The following is a 26,495-nucleotide window of genomic DNA, read 5'->3' as shown; positions in this document are numbered from 1 at the left end:
GAGAGTAAACTAATTTCTTTTAAATCAAGCCTGGCTTACTGCCAACTGCTCAATCTGTTCCATATTGAAGTTGTCCTTGATCTGGACAAACGCCACCTTTGGATGAACATTGGCACCAAATTTCTTCTTCTCAATGGTTGCAGAGATACCTAGTCGCAGCGTCTGATAGCCAAGTGTGTTTGCTTGCTGAAGCGTTCTGTAAATAGTTTGCCTGTATATATTGTACTTTTCGAGGTACTCATAGTCCATTCCTATCAAAAGAAAGGTATATACTCCAGCGTCGTTCCGGTAATTGAAGGCAACGGCCACGGGTTTCTGGTTACTATCGAACTCAGGCTTGAGTCTCAGTACAACAAACTCCCATCCAGCTTCGCCTGGCATCATCTGGAAAAATTTATCAGGATAGTCAAACACATTGATAGCAAAGTTCCTGTTCCTGACATTTCTAAACAGGTTTTGGAAATGCCTCATGTCGTCTTTAGAGGGTGCATTTACTACCTCAACATCAAACATATGCTCATACTTCAGCACATCGTAGCGAATGTGGCGGCGTGAGCGGGTGGAAAGGCCCTCAAGGAATTCGTCTGTGTTTTTCCATCCTAGCTTGTCAATTACACAAGAGTCAGGAACATCGACTTTCACAAAGCCCTGGTCGTGGAACACCTCCTTCAGTTGAGGATCGTTGTCGTCAAAATCTCTCAGGTAGGTGGCGCTTATTTTCTCAGACTCCTGTATTTCACTGACCTTTCCAATCATAATCCTGACAGCTTCTTCCCACTGGCTGTGCTCCTTATTCAGGTAAAAATGGTTGCCTTCGGTCATTAACGAGCCCATCACAAGGGTTTGTGACGTCAGCAGGTAGGGATTGTATTTTCTATCCTCCTCAAGTTGAATGGAAACGCCAGCCTGGGCGAATATATCGTCCTTGCAGAGTGCGCTCGAGAAAAATGTAGTCAAAACGGGCGTTCCATGGCCATCTCGTACCATTAGGTAATGGAATTTCCAGTTTTCCTCAGGAAGGTCGTTGCCAGAAAATGCTTCCTCAATAAATTTCATACCTTTCCAGTCGACCGACATGTTTTTGCTGATAAGCCTGTTCCACTCTTCTTCTGGAAATGCTTCAATGGTGGTGCTCATCTCTGTAGTAAGCTCCGAAGAAGCTTTTGGCTCCACGGCAACCTTCTCACTCAACAGTGGCATTTTGAATGATTTGCGTACTTCGTTCTCTGTTTTGCCCTCGTCTTCCAATGCCTTCGGGTAGTGGTAGTCCATCGCCTCCACAAAACCTTCAATGTCTGCTTCGCTGTTGTGGCAAGAGATGGTAAACCGAACGCCTGTGTTTTTAACGGGCACTGCCGGAAACACACCCAGGTTGACATAGTACCCTTCTTTCATCAGCCGCTCCACAAAATTGTAGCCTGTGGCGGGCATACCGGTGCCTATAAAGAAAATAGGGCATTCATTTTCCACCACCAGTGGGAGGTCAGTTTGCCGAATGAGCTCGTTGCAAAACTCAATCTTACCAGCCAGCCGCTGCTGCATGGTGTATATCTCGTCCGAAAGGTGGATTTTCGCTGAAGCAATGGCTGCCCCAAGCATGGGTGGTTCAATTTGCACTGAGAAAGTGAGTGGACCACCGAATATTTTCACTTTGCGTCGCATTTCCTCTTCGGGAAAAACAATGAGTCCGCCGGTTGCTCCAAAGCACTTGCCCATGGTTGCGCAAAGCACCATTTTGCTATGCATCTTAACCTGGCTCATAATAAAGCCTGTTCCATGCTCACCAGCCCAACTCATTCCATGGGCATCGTCAACATATAAGTAGAGTTGATCATATTTGTCAGCCAGCTTTTGCATTTCCTTTATCGGAGCCACATCGCCGTACATAGAATACACGCCATCGGCCATGTACCAGATGCGGTTGTATTTTGAGCGCAGCTCCTGTATTCTTTCCTCCAGCATTTCGAGGTTGCTATGGCGGATAATCTCAACTCTGACGCCTTTTGGTTTCAGCATTTGAACGGCACTTTGTATACTGGCATGCACTTGCTGATCCAGGATAACAACATCGTCGTCTCTTATGATAGAAGGAATAACAGTGATGTGCCCAAGGGTGCTATTCTTAGTGAGAATAACCGGATAACCATACATTTCTTCTATCAAATTTTCCAGCTCAGCATATAGTGGTGACGACACATAAGTCTTCGACATGGGGAATTGTGTACCATATTTTGTCACGGCATCAATCACACCGGCCTTCAGCCTCGAGTCTTGCTCTAGTCCCAGATAACCACATGTGCCAAAGTGCTTTAATTCTCTGTCATTGATCCTCAGGGTCGAACCTGACAAGGAGTCTCCCTGAGAATGAAGGTGAACAATGCCCTTGTTAGCAGCACTGGTAATAATATCATCGATTGTGTCCAGCAAATGGTTGTGACGTGTTTTAGCCATTGGAAAAATAGTTTACTTTTGAACCTTACTTGAGATTAGTTTTTGTTATTTATGATCCAAAATTACTCCACCATCAATCCTGAATATGGCCTAATGACCTAAGAACCCTACATCCGTAACAGAGTAAATGATATGATAGAAAACCAGTACATAAAGATTTGGGCAGAAGACGGTATCATGTTTGGGTATTACAAGGTGGACGAGGTCAACCTGGAAGTTGCCAACCACATGATTACCTCTCGGGTGGAGGCTTGTGATGGGAAAACATATCCTTTCCTGGGAGATGTTTCAAGTGTAAAAACGATCACAAAAGACGCTCGTTCAGCTTTTGCTGAGGGGGATGGAATCAAAAATATGAACGCTTGTGCGCTGGTTGTGGGGTCGCCAGTCAATCGCCTGCTGGGTAACTTTTTCCTCAGCGTTAGCAAACCCACCATACCTACCAGGCTCTTTACCTCACAGGACGACGCTTTGGCCTGGCTTTCCACATTTAAAAAAGAAAAAGTGGATTAGTGGGTGTTTCCTTACATTCATAAAATGGATTTAGAACGCTTCGCTTCTGACGCAATCAGCAAAAAACCAGGATTTCAGAAGTTTATTTCAAAAATTAAAAGAAAAAGAACCGCCCATTTGGATGATCTTTTTCACTCACTTCATGAAGAAGTGTTTGAAGAAGTGGATTGTTTGACCTGCGCCAATTGCTGCAAGACCACAAGCCCTATTTTTATTGGTGCCGATATCGACAGGATATCCCGGTTTTTGAGAGTTAAGCCATCTGCGTTTACGGAGGAGTATTTAAAAATCGACAATGAGGGCGATTATGTGCTAAAAAGCTCCCCCTGCGCATTTCTCGGTGCGGACAACTATTGTTCCATATATGAAGCCCGCCCCAGAGCTTGCAGAGAGTATCCCCACACAAACAGAAAGAAGATGCACCAAATCCTGGATCTCACTATGAGAAATACCCAGGTTTGTCCGGCCGTGTTGCAAATTGTAGAAAGGCTTGAGAAAGTAATATAAATTCCGAGCACCTGTCAGGGTTAAACCATGTTCACTGGTTTATGAAAATATGGCTTAAAATGAAGGCAGTTGTCCTTAAAATGTAAAACATTTCCTATTTTCGGCCTTAGGCGTATGAAAAAAGCTATCCTCCTTGCCATTTTATTGATCCCTTTTGTGAAGGTGTCAGCCCAGAATTTTTTATCCTGGCAATACAACGACCGTTATTTCAGCCTGACTGCTGGAACCGGGCATACGCTGTATTTGGGAGAACTGAACAACGGAAAGGGGTTTCAGCAGGGGCTTTCCAACCTCAACCTTGGAGTAGAGTGCCGCTTGCTTACCAGATGGGCAGCCAGAGCTGAGTTTGTCTACTACAATATATCGGGTAGCGACACCTATGCTGAAGACAGCAGCTTCAACAAGCAACGCAACCTTTCTTTTCGTTCCAATAATTTTGAAGGACAATTGGGGGCTATGTATTACTTCAAGCCCTATAATAAAATCTATCACCAGAGAAGAAAGTTTGAACCGTACGCACATGTTGCGGTTGGGGTGACAACCGTAAACCCCAAAGCTCAGCTCGACGGGAAATGGGAAGCCCTCCGGCCCCTGGCGACTGAGGGTACGACCTACAAAGGAACTGCCATCGTTATTCCATTTGGCGTGGGAGTAAAAGCCAGGCTTAACGAGTTCATTAACCTGGTTGGCGAAGTGGGGTACCGATATACATTTACCGACAGGCTCGACGATGTGTCAGAAAACTACGGGAGCGGTCTTTCGGGCAAAGCACTCACCCTTTCTAACAGGAAAGATGAAATAGACGTGGTAAATGAAGCTGCCTACGAGGCCATGATCCCGGGAGCAAAACGAGGAGAAGCTGGGAATGATTCTTACCTGCTATTGCAGTGGAAACTGGAATTTTACCTTCCCACACATCTTTTCAAAGGCGGTGAAAGCTGGTTCTCCAAACCTTCTGCCTTTCATTAAAACAATAAAGCTACAAGCGACATCCTTGCTTAGTATTTCGTCGGCAACCGCCCCTGCTGTCGTTGATCAATCCACAACGACCACCTAAAAAAACATCGATCACATTTTTTGACGAATCCCTGAAGACCTTTTTAAAAGTGGCTATATTTCGACGTAGAAACCCAGCCCCAGAATGAAAGTATTTAAGTTTGTCTTTTTCACAATAATAACGATCGTTCTTGTAGTCGTTCTGAATTCCAAAAATGGTGATATCCCACCTCTGGGGAAATTCCTTAACCCAATGAGTGGTTTCTGGGCCAACAGCGAATACACCGCCATCAAAGCACCAGAGCAGCTCACTTTGGAAGGCCTGGAAGAACCTGTAAAAATATACTGGGACAAAGACCTGATTCCACACATCTTCGCTGAAAACGACCACGATCTCTACTTTGCAGAAGGATATACCATCGCCTTCCATCGGCTTTGGCAAATGGAGTTTCAACTCTACAAAACAGCCGGCCGACTATCGGAAATCCTGGGCCCTCTCACCCTGTCGCTTGATCAGCAGCAACGAAGAAAAGGACTGGCCTACAGCGCCAACTGGATGCTTGATGAGGTAAAAAAAGACAAGGCCATATACGAAATGCTTCAGGCCTACAGCGATGGTGTAAATGCTTACATCGCCACGCTGGACTACAAAGATCTCCCGATAGAATACAAATTGCTCGACTATGAGCCGGAGCCATTTAGCCCTTATAAAATATGCTTACTGCTCAAAGAAATGTCTGATCAGCTTTCTTCAGGAGAAGCCGACCTGGAAAACACCAACATGGCGAGGCTTTTGGGCAAAGACACGTTCAACTTTTTGTTTCCTGACAGAGACCCTGGAATTGATCCAATTATTACAGCGGGCACTAAGTTTGACTTCGAGCCCTTAAAAGTTGCTAATCCCAACGACTCTCTGCCCCTGGCAAAAATAAAGCAGGTTATCAACAAGCCCGACCCTAAAAATGGCAGTAACAGCTTTGCTGTGGCTGGCAGCAAAACGGCAAGCGGCAATGTGTTGCTGGCCAACGAACCAGATCTTGGCCTCAACTTACCCTCCATTTGGTATGCGGCGCATCTGCACAGCCCATCAGTAAATGTGATGGGTGCTGTTTTCCCCGGATCACCCGGCATCACCATTGGGTTTACAGATTCTATCGCTTTTGGATTTACCAACGCCAAGAGAGACGTGGCAGATTGGTTCTACATCCAATTCAGAAATGACGACCGTGACGAATACCTCTACGAGGGCAAATGGTTGAAAACACAAAAGGTGATAGAAGAAATTATTGTGCGAGGAGAGGACACAAAGTACGACACGGTGATTTACACCCACTTTGGGCCAGTTACGTATGACCGAAACTTTAAGGGCAACGGCGAACAGGTGAATTTTGCTTTTCGGTGGACGGCCCACGACACCTCCAACGACTTCCGTCTGTTCTATCATTTCAACCGGGGCAAAAACTATAACGACTACCTGGAGGGGCTCAAGTACTACTCAGGGCCTCCTCAAAACATTGTCTACGGAGATGTGCACGGCAATATTGCCATGTGGGTGCAGGGTAAGTTCCCTGTAAAATACCCCGAGCAGGGAAAATTCTTGATGGACGGGCGTTACAGTAAATACGACTGGGGGCCTTTCATTCCTCAGCAGCAAAACATCCACGAACTCAATCCAGCCCGAAATTTCGTAAGCTCAGCTAACCAGCACCCGGCAGATGCCACCTACCCCTATTATGTTTACGACTATAATTACGAGCACTATAGAAACCGGCGAATTAACGACCGATTGAAAATCATGCAGGGCATTAAGCCCGAAGACATGATGAAGTTGCAAAACGACAACTATAACTTCCTCGCCTACGAGAATCTCACATTCATGCTCGACAGCCTTGACACAGGGAAAATGGTTGCAAGCACCAGGGAGGTTTATCAATTGTTACGCAAGTGGGACTATTTCAACGACCCCGAAAGAGTAGCGCCGATCTACTTCGAAGAGTGGTGGGATCAGTTTTACGAGTTGCTGTGGGATGAGTTTGACACAATGACTGTAGCGGTCTACAAGCCGCACAACTACCACACCAGCGTGCTCATGAAAAACAATCCTGCTCTCGCTTTCGCCGATGTGCTTGGCACCTCCCGAAAAGAAACGATAAAGGACGTTTTGTCAATGACATTTGCCTCCGCCCTTGATAGCGTTGAAAGCTGGAAAAGCAACCACAGCGTTGACCTCACCTGGGCCAACTTCAAGAACACGACCATTCAGCATCTCATGCGGCTGGAACCATTCAGTGTAAGCAATGTGCAGATTGGTGGCAATCATGGCATTGTTAATGCCGCCAGCAGAAGGCATGGGCCTTCCTGGAGAATGGTGGTGGAGCTGGACAAAGCTGGCGTAAAAGCCTGGGGAGTTTATCCCGGCAGCCAAACGGGCAACCCGGGTAACCCGACTTATGCGGATATGGTCACGCCCTGGGCAACCGGCAAATACCTCAGCCTGCAATTCACATCTCAGCAGGCTGATCTTGCTGCCGATGCGACGCTTGTTCAAACGCTTAACCCTTCCAAAAAATGAAACTAATCATAAAAGTGATGCTCATTGCCGGATTGGCCTACCTGTCGGGCCTGTACCTTCCCTGGTGGGGAATGGTAGTGGTGGCTGCAGGGGTGTCGCTGGCAATTCCAACCAGCAGCTTTGGTGCATTTGTAAGTGGCTTTATTGGCGTTGGCTTGCTGTGGATGGTCATTTCATGGAAAATAGATATTGAATCACACAGCATACTTACTGCCAAGGTAGCTGCACTGTTCAACGTGGACGACCCTATTTACCTGGTAATTGGCTCCGGCTTCATAGGTGCCATTGCTGGCGGGTTAGGGTCGCTGTCGGGCAACAGCTTCCGCCAAATATTCATCAAGAAAAAGAAAGCCAGCTTCTATAGTTAAAAAATAGCCAGCTGCTGAACAACTGGCTACAATAGATTGCGTCTTTTTGGGCTTCTATTTTTTGTTTTGAACGTCGCTGACGATCATGCCATCTTCCAGTTTCACAATGCGAGTACCGTACTCGGCATAAGCCTCGTTGTGAGTTACCTGAATAATGGTCATTCCTTCTTCGTTCAGCTTCTTGAAAAGCTCCATAATATCTTTTCCCTGCTCCGAATGCAGGTTACCTGTGGGCTCGTCCGCCAGAAGCAACTTCGGTTCTCCTACAATAGCTCTGGCAATACCTACCAACTGCTGCTGCCCGCCTGAAAGCTGCTCAGGGAAGAGGTCTTTTTTTGCCACCATCGAAAAGCGGTCGAGCATTTCCGCCACCATGCTGGAGCGCTCCTTACCCTTCACTCCACGGTACAACAAAGGTGTTTCAATGTTTTCATAAACTGTCAGCTCATCAATCAGGTGATAAGCCTGAAAAACGAACCCAATATGGTTTTTATGCAGCTCAGAGGTCTTTCGTTCACTGAATTTATGAACTGGCTCATCAAGGAAATAGTACTCGCCAGCGTTTGGCTTGTCGAGCATACCGATGATGTTCAAAACGGTCGATTTACCCGAGCCTGATGGGCCCATGATGCTGACAAATTCTCCTTGTTTTACCTCCAGGTCAATCCCCTTAAGTATAAATACCCTCTGAAATTTAGAATCGACGTACTTGTCGATGTTTTGCAGTTTGATCATTATTAGTCCTTTTATTTTGAATGGTTGAGTATACGGAAATTCATATCAAAATGACGAACAATTTATGCAAAAGCTGCATCAGTCCGCAAACGGAATGACAGGTAGCACAATGTGCGAAGGCTGTTCCCTGGTCATATAAACCGTGTTTGTGGCCACTTTCTTAGCGGAAGCCATTCCTTCCGGCTCGCCTGTGTTGAAGTTAAGGTCAAAGTGCGGAAAGTTACTGCTGGAGATGTCCAGTCTTATGCTGTGCCCCTTTTTGAAGAGGTTGCTGCTGGGAAATGGTTCTATGGAAATGGGATATACCTCCCCTGGCGTCATAAGCGAAGGCCTTTCCCATGAATCTCTGTACCTGCATCGCAAAATTCCGTCCGTAAGATTCATCGCAAAGCCGTTTGGATAGTCTTCTGACGGCGGATAAACATCGATGAGCTTCATGGTAAAATCCGTGTCCACACAGTCGGACGATACCCAAAGATTGGCGAGTATATGCCCCGTTACCTCCATGTCCTGCTCCAGTGGCTCTGTTTGAAAGCTGAGCACGTCCGACCGATCCGACAGCCTTCTACCTTCACTTTCTGAACCAAAGAACCTTTCCCCCTCCACCTGATCAAAGGCCCCGCCTTCCATAATGGGCGCACCCGACGTAATGTTTCCTCCGACGCTCGGCACGGGATGGTCGGGGTCGTACATAAATGAAAGAGACTTTCCATCTGTGGCCAGCTGGCGTTTTAATCCTCCCTCGCTGCTCAAATACAATTTCAACTCCTGCGCTTCAGGTATTGGCCATTGCCTAGCAAACCTCCACTTACCGCCATGGTCAAGCCTTCCCTCAGCGTTCTTCCTTCCGCTGCCCCCTCCCATCACAAACACTGCTACCTCTGGCTCTTCTTTGGTACCGTTGTTCTCTCCCTTCATCCATTGATCGAACCAACGCAGCCTGGCTGTGAGGTAGTCGGGCGACAGGTTTGTATCGAGGGTGGCTTGGGGCCCAAAATCAACATCACCAGCGTAAGTGAACGATCTCCTGCCATGCATCCACGGCCCAATGATGAGTTTCAAAGGCCCCTTGCCGAGCTTCTTCATGCCCATATAGTTATCAATAGCCGTTCGGGGATAGGGATCGTACCAGCCACTCATATGCACCTGTGCGGCGTTGGGGAATTTATCGTAATACCCCTGCGCATAAATGCCGGGTTGCTTCCAATAATCGTCGAAGTTGCCATGCTGCCATTGTTCAAACACGTAGTCCTCGTATTCAGGCACCGCAGTTAAGGGAGAATTACCCGGTTGCCATGGCATCTTTTTAAACCACCCCTTGACGTCCATGTTTTTATAAATCTCCTGCACTACCGAATCTTGCAATGCTTCCGGGTCTTTCGGGCCATTTCGAATCGCCCAGGTGACCTGCTTGAGTTCGAAGGCTCCTCCCTGCCGAATGCCCCCCTGATAACTATTAGAAAAGCCACCCGAGTCGAGCCACATCGCCACCACGCCGGGCGCACCGGCACTGGCCAGTGATGCCTGATTATGAGCGGCATACGACAAACCCATTGTGCCAATTTTCCCGTTGCACCATGGCTGCTTCAAAATCCACTCACATGTATCGAAACCATCGTTTGGGTCGGACAAGTACTTCACATACTCACCTTCGGAATTATAGCGACCACGGCAGTCCTGATAGACTACAATGTAGCCTTCGCTGACAAAGAATTCAGCAACCTCCACTCTGTTCTTATAGGTTTTTGTATCTGCGGCTGTCACTTCAGAAACGACTGGCAAATGCTTGCCGTAAGGTGTGCGTTCCAGAATCACCGGAAGGGCCTTATCAACTCTCTTTTTGCCTTTTGCAGGAAAATAAACGTCGGTGGCAAGTCGTACCCCATCCCGCATGGTCACCATGATATCATTCTCGACAATCGCATCGAAAGGGGTGTCACTTTCCGCTTTGCAGCTCGTCAGCACCCCGCCGCCATACACCATGAGGCCCAGCAACCCGGATGTGCGGACAAACTCCCTGCGGCTCAATTCTTTATCAGTAAGCACTCTGTGTATGGGCATTTGCTTTCTATTTTGGAGTAATCGTTCCTTCCACGGCCGTCAACCGATATAAAAATAGTGACGCAAGGAAATTGATTTCCACCATTAGCGTAATAAAAGCAACCTTTTTCACATTAATTCGCTCATACAGTATCTCAAACCTCAAAGGACATGCTTAAGAACTACTTCAAAGTGGCGATAAGGAATCTTCTGCGTCACAAGGCCTATTCTCTCATCAATATTCTTGGGCTGTCCATCGGCCTTACCTGCTGCCTGCTCCTCTTCATATATGTGCAGGATGAGTTGAGCTATGATAAGTTTCACACCAAGAGTGATCGCATTTACAGGCTCAAATATGAAATCAATGGATTCAATCTCGCACGAAGTCCTTTGCCTATTGCTCCTCACCTGACAGAATTCTTCCCGGAAATAGAGAACGCAGCCAGGCTTTATAACAGGGATGCTAGCGTAGAGGTCAGGGATGAGGCAGGGAACAAAAAACAGTTCGAAGAAAACAGAGTCTTTTTTGCGGACAGTACAATTCAGGATATTTTTTCCTTCATCTATGTGGCGGGCAACCCAAAAACGATGCTGAAAAGCCCCTACTCGGTTGTGCTCGTAGAGGAAGCCGCCACAAAGTACTTTGGAGATGAAAACCCTATTGGAAAGACCATTTACCTTGCCGGCAACCATCCCTTCAATGTAACTGGCGTGATCAAAGACTTTCCGAGTGCTTCTCACGTAAGGTTCAATATGATCGCTCCCTTTGACAACTTGTTTGACATAGAGCAGGGGGATGGGCAGCAGCTAAGAGAGCGACTGAACCAAAACTGGGTGGCTTCTCACCTCTACACTTACGTACTACTCAAGGAAGCAGAATCGGCAGCAACTGCCAATGCAAGATTCCCGGAGTTCTATGACAAGTTTGTACCAGAGCCCATCAAAATTGGTCAAAAATGGTCTCTATTTCCCATGACCGATACCCGGCTGTATGCCAATCTCTCTGCTGAGCCAGAGGCAGTGTCGGACGTTACATTTGTTTATATTTTCTCTGCCATTGCCATTCTAACTTTGCTCATTGCCTGCATTAACTTCATTAACCTATCCACGGCAAGGTCACTGCAGCGGACGAAAGAAATAGGCATGAGAAAAGTACTGGGTGCCTGGAAAACGCAACTAGTGATGCAGTTCCTGGGAGAGTCATTCGTTGTTAGTCTGGCTGCGGCATTCATTGCCGCCGGGCTGTCTTTCTATCTATTGCCCTCTCTCAATACCCTCACGGACAAAGAGCTGGTGTACTCCGATTTTCTAACTATCACTAATGTATTAATCTTCCTGGGGCTGGTGTTGATCACCGCTGTGGCTGCTGGTATCTACCCCGCTTTCTTCGTGACCAAAATAGATCCCGCCAATTCGCTCAAAGGCATCCTCTCAAACAAAGGAAGGTCAGGTTTGTCATTCAGAAAAACCCTGGTTATTGTCCAGTTCACCGTTTCCATCATCTTAATCTCAGGTGGCATCATAGTATACCAACAGGTCAACTTCATGCGCAACCGACCTATGGGTTTTGAAAAAGACTTCATTATTAACGTGCCGCTTTTTAGCAATAATTTCAATAATGCTTTTGGAGGCGTTGAAGGCAACATGAGGCAACGAATGAATACGTTCGAAGACGAAATGATGAGGAGCCCCAATGTGTTGGCGTCCACCCTTTCCGATAACCCACTGGGCTTGGGGTCTGTCTATCGGCCTGTTGTTCCCGATGGACATACAAGAGAAGAAAACATCATTGCACCCGTTCTGTCAGTAGACTATGACTTTATCGACACCTACGGGCTGAGCATTGTTGCTGGCAGAGACTTTGACAAGTCGTTTGGCACTGACCACCTCAACGCTGTGCTCGTTAATGAGTCAGCTGTGAAAGATTACGGCTTTGGTTCGAATGAAGAGGCCATTGGCAAAAAATTCACGGTGGAAGGAAATGACTGCCAGGTGGTTGGAGTAATCAAAGACTTCCATTTCATGACGTTGCAACAGCCTATAGGTCCTCTGGCGTTCAGGGTATCCGTGGCCAACTTCACTATGTTCTCTATAAAAATTCATCCTGAAAACTTGCCAGCAACCCTCGCTGGCGTTGAACAGGTTTGGATCAAACATTTCCCTGAAAAGGCATTTGAGTATACCTTCCTGGATGAAACTCTTGCCGCTTCCTACCGAAATGAAGAGCGATTGGGTACCATTGTTGGCTATTTTGCAGGAATTGCCATTCTTATTTCCTGCCTTGGTTCCTACGGGCTGATCATGTTTCTGGCGCAGCAAAAAATGAAGGAAATCAGCATACGCAAGGTGCTGGGTGCAACTATTGGCAACATTGTCGTTCTACTTTCCAAAGGCTTTGCGCTGCTGATTCTGTTCTCGCTGCTCATTGCGGTGCCTGTGGTATACTACTTTATGGATGGCTGGCTTGATGACTTCAGTTTCCGAATCAATATTGGGCCGGGAAGCTTCTTGCTGGCAGGGGGGCTTACTTTGATGATTGTTGGCTTGACCATCAGCTACCAGGCGATCAAAGCGGCCTATTCGAATCCGGTAAGTACGCTAAGGAATGAATAGCAGGGTAAAGGCTCAAATAGCAAAAGGCAAAAAAACAAATAAGCGCCAAATTCGAAATTGAACTGTAACGCCACTTGTCGGTAATTTGGCACTAGGCTTAAGTTCAGAGCTTTGGATTTGCTATTAGTTTGCCTTTTGGATTTTGAGCTTTGTTATTTCTTTCTTCATGTGTTCAGTCTTCTTGATGACGTTTGGATCGAATAAACTGAACCAGGTAAACCAACATTCTTGTTAACTTCGTAGTTATACCAAAAAAGAAAGCCATGAAGAACTTATTGATAAAAATGACCGGCCTTGGTATGTTGGTATTCGTTACCAGCTGCCAGGCACAGGGACAAAAAGAAGTTGCTGCCAATACGGGCACAGGAGAGTTTAAGCTAACAGAAGCGCAATGGAAAGAAAAGCTGACAGCCGACCAATACTATGTGCTGAGAGAAAAGGGCACTGAAAGAGCTTTCACAGGCAAATACTGGGACAACCACGATAAAGGAGAATATGTGTGTGCAGCATGCGCACTTCCATTGTTTAGCTCGCAGACCAAATTTGAGTCTGGCACCGGATGGCCAAGTTTCTACCAGCCGCTGGAAAAGAAGAATATCCTCGTTGGGACTGATAAATCGCTCGGCATGGTAAGAGACGAAGTGCTGTGCGCCCGTTGTGGTGGCCACCTGGGCCACGTATTTCCTGACGGGCCCAAGCCAACCGGACTGAGGTATTGCCTGAATTCTGTTTCACTCGAGTTTGTAGCGGAGAAGAAGTAGCATTTACATGGGTTCTTGTACCCAAATTAAAGTTCAGGCGTGTGTATCCATACGCCTGATTCTCTCCTTTCTTACAATTTCCCTCGCTGTGGCCATCCCAATATAATCGCCAACTCCTGCTAACTCTTCTCGGCTCCCTTTTTCAACTTCTTATTTGCTATTTCATATCAACACCGTAATTTCCTTTTCAAAAAAAAGGAAGTATGAAATACCTACTCTTACTCGGAATCATTTGCATATCGTTGAACAGCTTCGCTCAGGAAAAAATATACCTCTGGCCTGACGGTGCTCCCATGGCCAAAAGTAAAGAAGATGCCGACCAGCCTTATATGATGGCTTACTATCCGGCTGCGAAAAACGCACAGAAATCGGCTGTCGTTATCTGTCCCGGCGGTGGCTACGGCCATTTGGCTGATGACCACGAAGGCAAACAGGTAGCCAAATGGTACAACGACCGTGGTGTGACCGCCTTCGTCCTCTATTATCGACTGGGCTTTCACAAAAGCGGCTATACCCATCCAGTTCCACTAATGGATGCAGACAGGGCGCTGAAAACCGTTCGCAGTAATGCCGCCAAGTGGAACCTCGACCCTAACAAAATAGGCATCATGGGCTTCTCCGCCGGTGGGCACCTGGCGTCCAGTCTTGGCACACATTTCACTGATGGTGACAAAAGCAGCAAAGACGCTGTAGAGAAAGTCAGTTCCAGACCGAACTACATGGTGCTGGGCTATCCGGTAATCAATATGGACGATAGCTTCACACACCGGGGCTCTATGTTCAACCTGCTGGGCGACTCGCCTAACAAGGAGGAGCAAACCTTGATGTCGAACGAAAAACAGGTAACCAACCTCACTCCGCCTACTTTCTTGGTGCACACTACTGAAGACTCGGCAGTGCCAGTGGAAAACAGTCTTTACTTTTATCTGGCCTTGAAGAAGGCAGGAGTGCCCGCAGAAATGCACATCTATGAAAAAGGCGCTCATGGGTTAGGGATGGTCAACACCAAAAACGAAATATTCAACTCCTGGGCGGATCGACTGGCCGATTGGCTAGAAGTGCATCAGGTGATTGATTAACCAGTTTACTAGATTTGTCGGGCCACCAGCTACGGCTGTGGGCACGACAAATATCCCCAAATTTCTAAATCTAAAAAGGTGAAGTTTCCTCCCAAATAAAGCTCTCGATCTTAGTTGCCCCCGACACGGCGGGCGGGAGAAAAATGGTGGAGGGGTGCGGGACAAATGGCCCGTGCGTTAATTTTTCGATGATTTTTGGTTACTTTTCATCCTAGGAAAAGTAACAGCCCGTCCGGCTTGAGGACAAAAGCACAAATCATACCTGATGACCGATAAGTTTGACGTTCTTTTATTGATCAAGGAACACTACCACCACACCTGCACCGACTTCAAAAGTCTGGAAGGCTACGACAGTACCAACTTCAAAGTCACAACTGATAAGGGCACCTTCCTACTCAAAATTTATCAGGAAGAGCCTGGCCTTGAAGAACTGCTGGATTCCGAGAATAAAATTCTATTGCTGCTCAACAACGAGCTGCCCAGCTACTTTTCCAACCCCATTGCCAATATCCGGCAGGAGCTAACCACAGCCATCCAAACTAACAGTGGCGAAACCATATTTCTGCGCCTGCTCACCTTTCTTGAAGGCTCCTTCTTTGCCGAATCAACCCCAAGTACTGCCCTCTATTACTCTTTAGGTCAAATTCTTGGTAAAATGGACAAGGCATTGCTAGGGCAATATTACTCAGCAGTTGCCGCCAAAGACTTCGATTGGGATTTGAAGCTGTACCAACGCAATCTTCGGTATGTCCCTGATATCAAAGATCCAAAGCAGCGCAAATGGGCAGAGTATTTTTACCTACAGCAAAAAGAGGTCGTAGATCCGTTGATGCCTGCCCTGAGAAAATCCATCATTCATGGCGATGCCAACGACTGGAACTTACTGGTGAGTGACGACAAAGTCACCGGCCTGATCGACTTTGGCGACATGTGCTACAGCCCGATGATCAATGAATTGGCTATAGCGCTTACCTACGTGATGTTTGGGAAGGACGAACCACTCCAATGGGCCATTCCGGTACTTACCGGCTTCAACGAAGTCATGCCCCTGCTTCCGCCAGAGGTCGACCTACTATTTTACCTCATCGGTACCCGGCTGGCGGTGAGCGTGAGCAAATCGGCTTACACCAAAACCCTCAAGCCCAACAGCGACTATATCACGATTAGTGAAAAGCCTGCCTGGGAGCTACTGGAAAAGTGGGTGCGGATGAATCCCCGGCGGGTCAGCCATGAGTTTCGCACAGCGCTGGGCATGCCACCTACTATTGTCGACAACACCGACATGTTGCTTAGCAAAAGACTGAAAGTGGCCAGTAAGGCTTTGTCCATCAGCTTCGATAAGCCCATCCACATGGCAAGTGCCGCCTTTCAGTACATGCACGACGACCTGGGTAATACCTACCTCGATGCTTATAACAATATCCCGCATGTAGGGCACTGCCACCCCAGAGTGGTGCAGGCCGGCCAACAGCAGATGGCCCGGCTCAACACCAACACCCGCTACCTGAGCGAGGTGTACAACAACTATGCGGAAAAGCTACTGAGTAAGTTTCCAGCCAAATTTTCCAAAGTCTTTTTCGTCAACTCTGGCAGTGCTGCCAGCGACCTGGCCCTGCGACTGGCGCAAACACATAGTCGCAAGAAAGGCATTGTAGTGATGGAGCATGGCTACCATGGCAACACCCGGCAGGTGATCGACATCAGCCATTACAAATACAACCGACAAGGCGGACAAGGCAAAGCCGAGCATATCCTTGAAGCCACCCTGCCCAACACTTACAAAGGCCGATACACCCAAAACGATGGTACGGCTGGCAAACAATACGCAGCCGACTTGATTGCCCGCATAAAAGTAAGTGATCTGGACATCGGTACTTTCATCGCTGAACCCATCGTGGGCTGTGGTGGACAGGTTCCACTGGCCAAAGGCTACCTGAAAGAAATGTATTCCTTTATTCGGGCCAATGGGGGTGTTTGTATCAACGACGAAGTGCAAACAGGCTTTGGCAGACTTGGCGACTACTTCTGGGGCTTCGAAATGCAGCAAGTAGTACCGGATATCGTTATCCTTGGCAAGCCGATTGCCAATGGCCACCCCATGGGGGCTGTTGTGACTACCGAGGATATCGCTGCTTCTTTTGAAACAGGCATGGAGTTCTTCAGCTCCTTTGGCGGCAATCCAGTGTCCTGCGCCATAGCTCATGCAGTGCTCGACGTGCTGGAGGAAGAAGAACTGCCGCAGCATGCACAGCAGTTGGGCTCCTATATACTCAACGGCTTTGAGAACCTGACCAAAAAATATGAATGGGCAGGCAATGCCCGGGGGCAGGGACTCTTTCTTGGGCTGGAGTTAGTAAAAGACAAAGCAAGGAAAGACCCCTTCACCGACCTGGCTGCCTTTGTGAAAAACAAACTCAAAAAGCAGAACATCCTCATAGGTACCGACGGGCCTTTCGACAATACACTGAAGATCAAGCCACCCATGTGCTTCACGCAAGCCAATGCAGATGAGTTGCTACAGGCGATTGATGAGGCGTTGGGCAGCTGGATCGACGCCTAACTCCCTCTCCCAGTGGCACTCCCCACGAAAACCCAGCTTCGAAGCGAGTAAATCATGAAACAGCCGCAAACGGACTTTTCCATGGGGCTTGACTTGCTTTTCTATTATACATTGATTATCTATGTATAAAGACTTCTTAAGTATATGGACTTTTCCAAATCATTGATTGCTGCTTCTTCCAAACCTCTCATCCTGGGTATCCTACAGCAGGGCCCCAACTACGGGTATGATATTATCCAACAAATCAAGACCCTCTCGGGCGGACAACTGGAATGGGCCGACGGCATGCTGTACCCCGTTCTCCACAGGCTGGAGAAAGAAAGGCTGGTCACCTCGCAGTGGAACCAATCGGACAACGGCCGTCACCGCAAGTACTACGCCATTACCGAGCTTGGCAAGGCGGCCATTCATCAGGAGCAGGAACATTGGCTGGCCATGCACCATGTACTCCAGAAGCTTTGGTCACTCAACTCAAAAACTTTCCATGGATAATCAACAACTCATCGAACGCCACATCACTCAATGGCGCCAACAGCTCCGAAAGCAGAAGAACCTGGAAGATGGCGTAATCGCCGAACTGGAAGACCACCTGCGACAAAGCATTGAACGGCTGCAAACGCAGGGCTGCTCTTCAGAAGAGGCCTGCAAAAAAGCCATTCAGGAGATGGGCATCCCGGCCGACATCAGCGAAGAAGAGCATTCAGTACAATTCAGATACAACGGCTCCTACTGGCCATTGCTTGGGAGTTATTTCCTGATTGCGCTGCGCAACATCCGCCACCGAAAGTTCATTGCTTCCATCAATGTGCTCGGCCTTACCCTGGGTGTGGCTGTAAGTCTGCTGCTGGGTGTTTATGCTTACGACATCATCACCTATGACCAGTTTCACCAAAATGCTGACGACATTTACTTTTTGTATCGTACCAGGCCTACGCCGGAAGGAGGGCAAATTGACGTGAGCGATACCTGGCCACCCCTCGCCGAAGAAGTACAAAAAGCTATTCCGGGTATCAAAAACATCTCACGCATTATTTTTGGCGGGCAAACGACAATCAGGTACAGTGGACAGGATTTCAGCGAAAGAATGGCCTTCGGCGAGCAAGGCTTGTTTAACATGTTTTCTTTTCCTTTGGTGCGTGGACAAAAGGAACAGGTTTTCGCCAACCCAAGATCCGTCGTCATAAGTCAAAACATGGCAGAGCGGCTTTTTGGTGATGCCGACCCAATTGGTAAAACAATAGAGCTGCAGCTTGCTACGCCAGTAAGTTATGAGGTGACAGGCGTTTTTGGAGAATTTCCCTTTAACTCCAGTTTCAACTTCAACATGCTGGTAAACATGGAGTCGAGACGGCAGCAGTGGATTGCAGACGGAGATTACGGATGGGTATCGTCGTTTGTTCTCAGCTTCCTTCAGTTGGAAAACGGAAAAGACCCAGCTACCCTGAAGACACAATTCCCTCAACTAGTGGAAAAGTTCGTTGTTCCCTCTGAACGAGGCACACTGGAGCTGATGCCTCTCGCCGACTACTACGACTTCAACACCGGACAGCAGCAATACGGCTATTTCCTTGGCTATATTTCTGTCGGGCTGCTGCTGATTGCCTTTTTCAACTTCGCCAACCTTAACGCTGCACAGTCGCTTGGGAGGTTCAAAGAGGTGGCAGTGCGCAAAACGTTTGGTGCCGGGCGCAAAGACCTGGTTCTCCAGTTTACGGGAGAAACTACGTTTCTTTTTGCCGTCGGCAGTATCCTGGGCATAGCATTGGCTTTTATTCTGCTACCCTATTTCATAGACCTTTTTGGGCAACAAATGTCACTTGCATTTCTGTTTGAGCCCATGCCATTGGTCAGCCTCCTGGCAGGCATTATCGGCCTGGGGTTGGTGGCCGGTATTTACCCTACCCTCACCCTTTCGAAGTTGAAAGCCGGAGAAGTGATGCACGGCAGCACATCTCTAAAGAGGAGCGGCTTTGACCCAAAAAATATTCTTGTCACCTGCCAATTCGCAATTGCTGTGATGCTTGTCAGCGCTGTACTGATCATGTATCAGCAAATCAACTTCATGAAGACGGCAGACATGAATTTCGATCCCGACAATGTACTGATCATCAATGCACGGTCAGGTGAGGGTGAAGAAAACGAACAGCGGTGGGCAGCTTTCCGCAATTCGCTTGAAGCAGTGCCGGGGGTGAAGTCGGTGAGCGCTTCCAACTCCGCACCAGGCAGGTACAGCGGGAGTTTCGTACTGGTGCAGTCGGAAGATGCCAGAGACAGGGCTCCGCTCGACTGGCGCTTCGTGAGCGTCGACGACAAGTACTTCACCACAATGGATATTGACTTTTTGGAAGGCAGAGATTTTGATATCGACATGCGATCAGATCAACGCAAGTCAGTGATCAACCAGGCTGCCATGGAGCAACTTGGCTGGACTTCGGTAGAAGGTCATAAGCTCATGTTCCCTGATTCTGACGAAGGTTTTGAGGTGATTGGGGTAGTAAAAGATTTCAACTTCCGGTCATTGGCCAATGCTGTAGAACCTGTCATCCACGTTTTCCGGGGTAGAAATAGCAATCGCTACAACATGCTGCTCGTGCGCCTCAATGCCGCCGGACTCGGCGAAACCATGGCTCAAATTGAGAACGCCTGGAAAGGTTTTGACACCAATCATCCGATTGACTACACCTTTGTCGATCAGCAGTTCCAAAACCTTTACGAAACAGAAGAGCGGATAGGATCTATGACACTCTATGCTACTTTTATGGCCATCCTGGTTGCCGTGCTGGGTATTCTTGGCCTGGCAAGCTTCACCGTGGTGCAGCGGATGAAAGAGATGGCCATAAGAAAGGTGCTGGGTGCCTCGGTGCCGCAACTGCTTATGATCCTTTTAAAGCAATCAACGACCTTGTTTCTTATAAGCTTGCTCATTGCCGTGCCACTCAACTACTATGTGATGAACGACTGGCTGGAAGGATTCGCTTTCAGGATCAATCTCGGACCATTTGCCTACCTGCTTGCAGCTGGCATTGTGATGGTTACCTCCTGGGTAGTATTGGGTAGCTATGCGCTAAAATCACTGAAGGCCAACCCGGCCAGTACATTGAGGAGTGAGTAGGTTGTATGGTGATCGCACTTGCCTACCATATTTCGCTACATCAACTCTGCCTGGAAAATGGTCAACATAGTATGGAATCAAACTTTTTTGATGAGTCACGCTACACTAAGGAGCAATAGCCCTTAAATGGCGACAGGTTTTTGTTGGCATTATTTCTGGTATCCCTATCTTAGCACCAAAGCCAACTAACCATGAAGAAATATTATCACCTGCTTATCATTTCAGGCACTATTGCCCTGTTATCGGGCTGTGCCAGTGGAAAAAAGGCGCTTCAGAAGGGCGACTATGAAAAAGCGGTTACGCAGGCTATCAATCGGCTTCGTTCCAACGACGGTCAAAAGAAAGCGAAGGCAACATTGGCCAATGCCTACAAATATGCGCTTGAATCGCATTTGGGGAATATAAAAACAGCAAGAGCTTCGAACGACATCATGAAGTGGGAGGTGATTGCGAGAAACTATCAATACATCAATTTTCTGGCCGACGAAATCCAAAGATGCCCTGGCTGCCGACAGGTAGTACCAAAGCCTGCCCGCTACGATGCAGAGCTGACAGACGCAAAAAACAAGGCTGCTGAAGTTCACTATAACCTGGGCGTAGAAGCATTGAGAAAAAAAGACCAAAGAATAAAGGCCATTGAAGCCCATCAGCATTTTCAGGCAGCTCAGGCGTTGGCCCCCCGGTTCAAAGATGTGGAACAGAAACTTGGAGAGTCGCTTTATTTTGCCACGCTTCGTGTAGTAGTAGAACCCATTCCTTCCCCTTCAAGGATGTTTGAAATCAGGCATGAATTTTTTGTAAACAAAATCAACGAATACCTGCACAACAATATGATCAACCAATATGTGCGGTTTTTTACTCCTGGTGAAGTCAACTCGCAGAAATTGGACTATGTGGATCATATCATTACCATGGAATTTGACCGGTTCAACCTGGGCAATATATACAGCAACAAAACAACCACTGATGTAAGCCGTGACAGTGTGGTTATCGCTACAAGAAACAATGAGAAAATCTATGGAACGGTCAAGGCCAAACTTACAACCAATGAAAAAGCCATTACGGGCACCGGGGTGCTGGACTTCAAAGTATTCGACAATGGCCTGAAGAAAGTGCTTACACAAGAAAAGTTTCCCAGCGAGTACACCTGGGCCATCAGGTGGGCGTCGTTCAATGGTGATGAACGGGCACTGAGCGATGAAGAGCTCAAGATGGTAAATACAGTGGAAGCATCAGCCCCAAGTCCACAGTTTATGTTCGAGGAATTTACGGCACCACTTTACAATCAGGCTATCAATAAGATCAGAGATTATTACCGCAATTATTGATGGTTTTCCGCACCAGTTAACCCTCATATTGATGCAAGCTCAAAGACGTGATAGTAGCCGCCGGGCTTTGCTAAACATGATGCCTCTACAATCATAAAGTCGAATTTCTAACCCGTCCTAATGACGGCATATCCAGGCTGCTAATTTCTCTCTCCTTAAAAAATTCAATTATATTCATCCCCTATTCCAATATACAATCCCTTATGCGTTACCTGCTCATTCTTTTGCCTTTTGCTCTCCTCCTCTCCTGCCAAACCACACCTCAGCAAGACTGGCCCGCTGAATCGGTTACAACCAAACCCTGGACCCGCTGGTGGTGGATGGGCAATGCCGTGGACGATGCCAATATCCGAAAGCAGCTGATCGCCTACCACGAGGCCGGGCTGGGTGGCGTGGAGATCACCCCTATTTATGGAGCCATGGGCTTCGAAGACCTATACATCGACTACCTGTCGGAAGAGTGGATGCAAAGACTACAAACGGTCATACGTGTGGCCGACTCCCTCGGTATGGGCGTGGATATGAACCTGGGCACGGGCTGGCCTTACGGTGGCCCGCAGATCACGCCGGAATATGCTGCCTCCAAAATGATCGTTCAGCAGTACAGCCTGAATGCCGGGCAGGCACTGAAAGAGAAAATTACCGTCAGCGATGAGAAGCAGGCAGCCATGCAACCCCGGCTGGTGACATTGATGGCTTACGGGCCTGAAACAACCATTGACCTGACTGATTCGTTGAGCGACGACGGGCTTTTGCCATGGACACCCGACGCCAATTATGAGCTTTACGCCATCTTTGCCGGCAAAACCGGGCAAATGGTGAAACGGGCCGCCCCTGGTGGTGCCGGTCTGGTGATGGATCATCTCAATAAAGAATCTTTCCCCGTTTACACTGCCCGATTCGAAGAAGCCTTTGGCACGCCCGGCCCCAATATCCGAAGCTTTTTCAACGACAGCTATGAGGTGTACGGTGCCAATTTCACGGCTACACTATTCGATGTCTTTGAACGTAATCGTGGCTACGACCTCAAACCGCACCTGCCTACCCTCCTCAGCGGCGACAGCTCAGCAACCGTCCGCAGGCTCAAGGCCGACTACCGCCAAACAATGGGCGAAATGCTGCTGACCAACTTCAGTGAGCCCTGGAAAAACTGGATCAACAACCACGGTGCTTTGTCACGCAACCAGGCACATGGCTCCCCGGCCAATCTGCTGGATGTGTACGCCGCTACGGACATTCCGGAGTGCGAAACCTTTGGCTATTCTGGGTTCGATATTCCCGGTGCCAAGAACTACACTCACTCCAGCCGTCATTTGCCACCGGATCTTTATATGCTCAAGTTTGCCTCCTCGGCAGCCCATGTGGCTGGGAAGCCATTGGTGTCGTCCGAGACCTTCACCTGGCTGGGTGAGCATTTCAAAACGCCCCTTTCACAAACCAAACCCGAGCTCGACCAGGCATTTCTGGCGGGAGTGAACCATGTGTTCTTCCACGGCACTACCTATAGTCCGGCGGAAGCGGAATGGCCTGGCTGGCTCTTCTATGCTTCTACCAACTTTGCCCCTTCCAATAGCTGGTGGTCTCATATCGATGGGCTCACCGGCTACATCAACAGAAGCCAGTCGGTGCTGCAAACCGGGCAGGCCGATGGCGACGTGCTGCTCTACTTCCCCTACGACGACGCTGCGTACTTCTCAGGCAAGAAAAGCCTCGAATACCTGTTTACAGTACACAATATCGATGAATGGCTGCACCCGACCAACTTTTATGCGACGGCCAAAAGGCTGACAGAAAAAGGATACCTGGTCGACTATATCTCTGAGAGCTGGCTGGAGAAGCTGGCCGTTCCCAACGGGCAGCTAAGCACTGGCCCCAACGGCACATCATACAAGGCGCTGGTCATTCCTAAAATGACTTTTATGTCTACCAAAGCACTCCAGACACTGCTTAAGCTGAAAAAACAGGGAGCGACCATCATTCTCCAGGGGTTGCCGGAAGACGTGCCTGGCCTCCACAATCTGGAGCAGCGAAGGGCAATTCTCGACTCACTGGTGATGGGGCTGGGCACCTCCACGAGCCCTGCCGGCAACGTACAGGCATCGTTAACAGCTGCCATGATTCAGCCGGAAAGGCTGGCGGCTCTCGGCCTGAAGTTTGTACGCAGGGTGGATGGCAACAATACCTATTATTTTATTGTCAACCAGCGACCCGAAGCTTTCGATGGGTGGGTGCCATTTAACAAAGCTTTTGAGCAAGCTGTAATACTGGATGCTATGACAGGCCGGGCTGGCAATGCAGAAACAAAGACCGAAAACGGGCTAACACAAGTCCGCATGCAGATCAAATCTGGCGAGTCTCTTTTCCTTAAGGTGGGTAACGAAACCTCGGCAACAGACTGGAGCTATGCTAACGAAACCGGTGGAACCGTTGCGCTCAATGGTCCATGGACGCTTGACTTCAAAGCTGGCGGCCCTAGCCTGCCCGGCAATAAAACTATGGACAAACTCCAGCCCTGGACAACCCTGGGAGATTCACTAGCAGACCAGTTTTCCGGCACCGCTACCTACGCTACCCACTTCACCCTGGCTTCGAAAAAGGATGACTACCTTCTACAGCTGGGCGATGTGCGGGAAAGTGCCAAAGTATGGGTGAACGGGCAGTATGCAGGTAATAGCTGGGCTGTGCCCCACGAGTTAAGGATTGGGGAATATCTAAAAGAAGGCGACAATACCATAGAAATAGAAGTAGCCAACCTGATGGCCAACCGCATTCGCTACATGGACAGGGCGGGGATAGAATGGCGCAAGTACCACGAAATTAACTTCGTGAATATCGACTATCAGTCGTTCGATGCCAGCGGCTGGGAGGTGCAGCCGTCGGGATTGATAGGGCCAGTGAAGCTGGTAGAAGTGGATTAAGAAGTCGTTAGCTATTCCTTTGCAAACCGATACCGGATTCCCCAGCTCCCCCTCAATAGAGGGTCGTTGCCGCCAACAATAGCAGCCAATTCCATTTGAAAGCCAAAATTATCCGTGGCGAAAGGATATATATTCATTCCCAACGGAACAACAACGCCATCCAGTATCTGCACCCTCGCTCCGAGTCCAGTGTAAACATCAACATTCTCGTCTTTTTTGAAAATGTAGTTGAATGTTAGCTCTAGGCTGGTGTTGTCAAAGTAATTGTCGGTTCCAATCCTCAACTCAGGCAAAAATCTCTCTTTGAATTGGTAATTGATCCCCACAAAGGGGAGGTTGGACTGGTGAATGCTGGCCCCGAACTGGGCATTTGCAAATTGGCTCAAAAGACAAAATGCAGCAACAAACAGAACATTTCTCATGTTGTAAGTATTAGAGTAGCGTAATAGTAATACATAACTTGTAGCAAAAATATCTCCAAAAATTACTCATATAGAGTTTTTGTTGCTTTATAAACAAATAAATAGTACAATATTAGGCGGCTTTACTTTGGAACCATAGCTATACCTGCCGACTTCACCTGGGCAGTCCTGGCTTCACCTGAAAATAGCCATCATCTTCTTCCTGAGCGGAATTAGTACTTTTCCTTTCAATTGCATCCAGCTCCCTGAAAAACGGAATAGACGCCCAGCGATTTTTGTACATGGAAGGTGGCCCCCCAACTTCCAGTGTGTGCATGCCCTGCGGCAAGTGCGCAATATCGATATAAGCCAGGTAGCCAGGCTGACTTGTCTTAATCCTATAATGATAAAGAAGCGGGTATCCGCTTACGAGACTGTCATCCAGATAGACATGATAAAACTTTTTTATAGCAGGCATATCCCTCGCATCTCTGGTCATGCCCTTGCTGGCAACAACCAGAGAATCATAATTCACATATGCCCTGATGGAGTCCTCTTTGACAACCCCAGCTGGTATAAAGAGTCTAAGGACATTCCCGTCGATAATGTCAGAAGGTATCTGCGCCTGGTAGGAAAAAAGCTCTTCATTTTGATCCTCGTAATAACCAGTGAACACCCTTAGCCTTTGATCATCACCGTGCCACAAGCTCAAGCGGGAGAATGAACTTCCATCATACGCATCATTGGTAACTTCATCCAGCCCAAATAAGCTCCCAACTGCAAACACAGTAAGAAGCAAGAAGACCACCCACCGGTTGGAGTTGCTTACAAAAGCGAAATAAATGGGTCTGTAATAGCGCCCCAATGTAAACGTGCTAATGATTTGGTGAAAAGGCCAGTAGATTTTGCTGATCCAGGAAAAGCGCCGGAAAAACCCGAGGGTTAGAAAGTCAATAAGACCCATGAAGGCGATAACCAGCAGCACAACAACATATATTTCAAAGGCCCGTGTGTCGGTAAAGTTTAAACTCCCCTGGAAAGCGATTCCTATAAAAAACGGGACAACCAAAAGGATGAAAAAGTATAGATAGGCCCCTACAATACTCATGAAGAGCATGAACGAGAGCGAAAACAAGGAGCTGCAAAGTTTCTCCAGATTAATAATAATGCGCTGAAAGGGTGGGATTTTCTCCACTCTTTCCTTAAAGTGGTGCTTGTATTTGAGTCGCTCTGTGTTGACTCCATTCGGAAAGGTATAGCTTAGCCCCACCATTCCCACCCATATACCCCGGCAAATCAAGTGGAGAATAAGGCCTAGAATGAGCCAATAGATGCCAAGCTTTAATATACCCACAAGGTTATCAATATCAGTGGTTGAACTAAATACCTGAGACTTGAAAAATGCCAACGCTTTGTCCAGCAATGGTGGCACCTTGAACATGCCAAACAACACAATTCCTGAAAGCAGCACTTCCGGTTCCCAGCTTCTTTGCTGAAGGTCTTCAAGCCATTTGGGAGTTTCCTCTTTTTCCATAAAAGTT

Annotated in this window: 18 protein-coding genes; 13 read left to right on the top strand and 5 right to left on the bottom strand. The window is 47.9% G+C overall.

All coding sequences use genetic code 11. The annotated features are described in order from the left end of the window. Window positions 1-24: 24 nt before the first annotated feature. Window positions 25-2,451 (bottom strand): aminotransferase class I/II-fold pyridoxal phosphate-dependent enzyme, encoded by a 2,427-nt coding sequence (locus tag RIF36_RS10325; protein WP_350070916.1) that lies wholly within the window; start codon window positions 2,449-2,451, stop codon window positions 25-27. 132 nt (window positions 2,452-2,583) lie between these two features. Here RIF36_RS10325 and RIF36_RS10320 point away from each other — a divergent pair, with 132 nt between their 5' ends. The 5 genes from RIF36_RS10320 to RIF36_RS10300 all read left to right on the top strand — a co-directional run bounded on the left by RIF36_RS10320 (window position 2,584) and on the right by RIF36_RS10300 (window position 7,407). Continuing rightward, window positions 2,584-2,964 carry a DUF7793 family protein gene (locus tag RIF36_RS10320; RefSeq protein ID WP_350070919.1) on the top strand — a complete coding sequence of 127 codons (381 nt, stop codon included), beginning with the start codon at window positions 2,584-2,586 and terminating at the stop codon, window positions 2,962-2,964. 24 nt (window positions 2,965-2,988) lie between these two features. Continuing rightward, the gene (locus RIF36_RS10315) at window positions 2,989-3,471 is read left to right on the top strand and encodes a YkgJ family cysteine cluster protein (protein ID WP_350070922.1); all 483 of its coding nucleotides are present in this window, start codon (window positions 2,989-2,991) and stop codon (window positions 3,469-3,471) included. A 114-nt stretch (window positions 3,472-3,585) separates the two neighbouring features. Beyond that, window positions 3,586-4,440 carry a DUF6089 family protein gene (locus tag RIF36_RS10310; RefSeq protein WP_350070925.1) on the top strand — a complete coding sequence of 285 codons (855 nt, stop codon included), beginning with the start codon at window positions 3,586-3,588 and terminating at the stop codon, window positions 4,438-4,440. Between the two features lie 172 nt (window positions 4,441-4,612). Beyond that, the gene (locus RIF36_RS10305; RefSeq protein ID WP_350070927.1) at window positions 4,613-7,039 is read left to right on the top strand and encodes a penicillin acylase family protein; all 2,427 of its coding nucleotides are present in this window, start codon (window positions 4,613-4,615) and stop codon (window positions 7,037-7,039) included. Further along, complete coding sequence (locus tag RIF36_RS10300; protein ID WP_350070930.1) at window positions 7,036-7,407, top strand: hypothetical protein; 372 nt, start codon at window positions 7,036-7,038, stop codon at window positions 7,405-7,407. The genes RIF36_RS10305 and RIF36_RS10300 overlap by 4 nt, the downstream gene beginning before the upstream one ends. 54 nt (window positions 7,408-7,461) lie before the next feature. Here the strand turns inward: RIF36_RS10300 and RIF36_RS10295 are convergent, their stop codons facing one another. Both RIF36_RS10295 and RIF36_RS10290 read right to left on the bottom strand, forming a co-directional pair. Next, a complete protein-coding gene (locus tag RIF36_RS10295; protein ID WP_151998560.1) occupies window positions 7,462-8,142 on the bottom strand; it encodes an ABC transporter ATP-binding protein in 681 nt (226 codons plus the stop codon). A gap of 78 nt (window positions 8,143-8,220) precedes the next feature. Next, the gene (locus RIF36_RS10290; RefSeq protein ID WP_350070933.1) at window positions 8,221-10,203 is read right to left on the bottom strand and encodes a CocE/NonD family hydrolase; all 1,983 of its coding nucleotides are present in this window, start codon (window positions 10,201-10,203) and stop codon (window positions 8,221-8,223) included. A gap of 150 nt (window positions 10,204-10,353) precedes the next feature. Here RIF36_RS10290 and RIF36_RS10285 point away from each other — a divergent pair, with 150 nt between their 5' ends. The 8 genes from RIF36_RS10285 (at window position 10,354) to RIF36_RS10250 (ending at window position 24,553) form a co-directional block, all read left to right on the top strand. After that, the gene (locus RIF36_RS10285; RefSeq protein ID WP_350128934.1) at window positions 10,354-12,795 is read left to right on the top strand and encodes an ABC transporter permease; all 2,442 of its coding nucleotides are present in this window, start codon (window positions 10,354-10,356) and stop codon (window positions 12,793-12,795) included. A gap of 263 nt (window positions 12,796-13,058) precedes the next feature. Continuing rightward, window positions 13,059-13,556: a peptide-methionine (R)-S-oxide reductase MsrB gene (msrB, locus tag RIF36_RS10280; RefSeq protein ID WP_350128937.1), complete on the top strand. Its 498-nt coding sequence runs from the start codon at window positions 13,059-13,061 to the stop codon at window positions 13,554-13,556. 203 nt (window positions 13,557-13,759) lie between these two features. Continuing rightward, a complete protein-coding gene (locus RIF36_RS10275) occupies window positions 13,760-14,635 on the top strand; it encodes an alpha/beta hydrolase (protein ID WP_350128940.1) in 876 nt (291 codons plus the stop codon). 265 nt (window positions 14,636-14,900) lie between these two features. Next, entirely contained in the window at window positions 14,901-17,195 is a 2,295-nt protein-coding gene (locus tag RIF36_RS10270; protein WP_350128943.1) for an aminotransferase class III-fold pyridoxal phosphate-dependent enzyme, read from the top strand. A gap of 144 nt (window positions 17,196-17,339) precedes the next feature. Next, the gene (locus tag RIF36_RS10265) at window positions 17,340-17,687 is read left to right on the top strand and encodes a PadR family transcriptional regulator (protein WP_350070948.1); all 348 of its coding nucleotides are present in this window, start codon (window positions 17,340-17,342) and stop codon (window positions 17,685-17,687) included. Continuing rightward, on the top strand, window positions 17,680-20,307 hold the full coding sequence (locus RIF36_RS10260) for an ABC transporter permease (RefSeq protein WP_350128946.1): 2,628 nt from the start codon (window positions 17,680-17,682) through the stop codon (window positions 20,305-20,307). Before RIF36_RS10265 ends, RIF36_RS10260 begins: the two co-directional genes overlap by 8 nt. A 191-nt stretch (window positions 20,308-20,498) precedes the next feature. Continuing rightward, window positions 20,499-21,635 carry a hypothetical protein gene (locus tag RIF36_RS10255; protein ID WP_350070954.1) on the top strand — a complete coding sequence of 379 codons (1,137 nt, stop codon included), beginning with the start codon at window positions 20,499-20,501 and terminating at the stop codon, window positions 21,633-21,635. A 203-nt stretch (window positions 21,636-21,838) separates the two neighbouring features. After that, window positions 21,839-24,553: a glycosyl hydrolase gene (locus RIF36_RS10250; protein ID WP_350070957.1), complete on the top strand. Its 2,715-nt coding sequence runs from the start codon at window positions 21,839-21,841 to the stop codon at window positions 24,551-24,553. An 11-nt stretch (window positions 24,554-24,564) separates the two neighbouring features. Here the strand turns inward: RIF36_RS10250 and RIF36_RS10245 are convergent, their stop codons facing one another. Next, on the bottom strand, window positions 24,565-24,975 hold the full coding sequence (locus RIF36_RS10245; RefSeq protein ID WP_350070959.1) for a hypothetical protein: 411 nt from the start codon (window positions 24,973-24,975) through the stop codon (window positions 24,565-24,567). Between the two features lie 154 nt (window positions 24,976-25,129). Then, window positions 25,130-26,488: a hypothetical protein gene (locus RIF36_RS10240; protein WP_350070962.1), complete on the bottom strand. Its 1,359-nt coding sequence runs from the start codon at window positions 26,486-26,488 to the stop codon at window positions 25,130-25,132. Between the last annotated feature and the right edge of the window lie 7 nt (window positions 26,489-26,495).

Origin of the sequence: Imperialibacter sp., from assembly GCF_040222815.1 — a bacterium.
Classification (GTDB): Bacteria; Bacteroidota; Bacteroidia; order Cytophagales; family Cyclobacteriaceae; genus Imperialibacter.
Note: the sequence above shows the minus strand (reverse complement) of the source record. Positions and strands in the feature narration are given on the sequence as shown.

Excerpts from the sequence above, each read along its gene's own strand:
- RIF36_RS10255 (WP_350070954.1), top strand. The coding sequence starts at position 20,499 with ATGAAGAAATATTATCACCTGCTTATCATTTCAGGCACTATTGCCCTG.
- RIF36_RS10265 (WP_350070948.1), top strand. The coding sequence starts at position 17,340 with ATGGACTTTTCCAAATCATTGATTGCTGCTTCTTCCAAACCTCTCATC.
- RIF36_RS10325 (WP_350070916.1), bottom strand. The coding sequence starts at position 2,451 with ATGGCTAAAACACGTCACAACCATTTGCTGGACACAATCGATGATATT.
- RIF36_RS10285 (WP_350128934.1), top strand. The coding sequence starts at position 10,354 with ATGCTTAAGAACTACTTCAAAGTGGCGATAAGGAATCTTCTGCGTCAC.
- RIF36_RS10275 (WP_350128940.1), top strand. The coding sequence starts at position 13,760 with ATGAAATACCTACTCTTACTCGGAATCATTTGCATATCGTTGAACAGC.
- RIF36_RS10260 (WP_350128946.1), top strand. The coding sequence starts at position 17,680 with ATGGATAATCAACAACTCATCGAACGCCACATCACTCAATGGCGCCAA.
- RIF36_RS10300 (WP_350070930.1), top strand. The coding sequence starts at position 7,036 with ATGAAACTAATCATAAAAGTGATGCTCATTGCCGGATTGGCCTACCTG.
- RIF36_RS10320 (WP_350070919.1), top strand. The coding sequence starts at position 2,584 with ATGATAGAAAACCAGTACATAAAGATTTGGGCAGAAGACGGTATCATG.
- RIF36_RS10245 (WP_350070959.1), bottom strand. The coding sequence starts at position 24,975 with ATGAGAAATGTTCTGTTTGTTGCTGCATTTTGTCTTTTGAGCCAATTT.
- RIF36_RS10315 (WP_350070922.1), top strand. The coding sequence starts at position 2,989 with ATGGATTTAGAACGCTTCGCTTCTGACGCAATCAGCAAAAAACCAGGA.
- RIF36_RS10250 (WP_350070957.1), top strand. The coding sequence starts at position 21,839 with ATGCGTTACCTGCTCATTCTTTTGCCTTTTGCTCTCCTCCTCTCCTGC.
- RIF36_RS10240 (WP_350070962.1), bottom strand. The coding sequence starts at position 26,488 with ATGGAAAAAGAGGAAACTCCCAAATGGCTTGAAGACCTTCAGCAAAGA.
- RIF36_RS10305 (WP_350070927.1), top strand. The coding sequence starts at position 4,613 with ATGAAAGTATTTAAGTTTGTCTTTTTCACAATAATAACGATCGTTCTT.
- RIF36_RS10290 (WP_350070933.1), bottom strand. The coding sequence starts at position 10,203 with ATGCCCATACACAGAGTGCTTACTGATAAAGAATTGAGCCGCAGGGAG.
- RIF36_RS10295 (WP_151998560.1), bottom strand. The coding sequence starts at position 8,142 with ATGATCAAACTGCAAAACATCGACAAGTACGTCGATTCTAAATTTCAG.
- RIF36_RS10310 (WP_350070925.1), top strand. The coding sequence starts at position 3,586 with ATGAAAAAAGCTATCCTCCTTGCCATTTTATTGATCCCTTTTGTGAAG.
- msrB (WP_350128937.1), top strand. The coding sequence starts at position 13,059 with ATGAAGAACTTATTGATAAAAATGACCGGCCTTGGTATGTTGGTATTC.
- RIF36_RS10270 (WP_350128943.1), top strand. The coding sequence starts at position 14,901 with ATGACCGATAAGTTTGACGTTCTTTTATTGATCAAGGAACACTACCAC.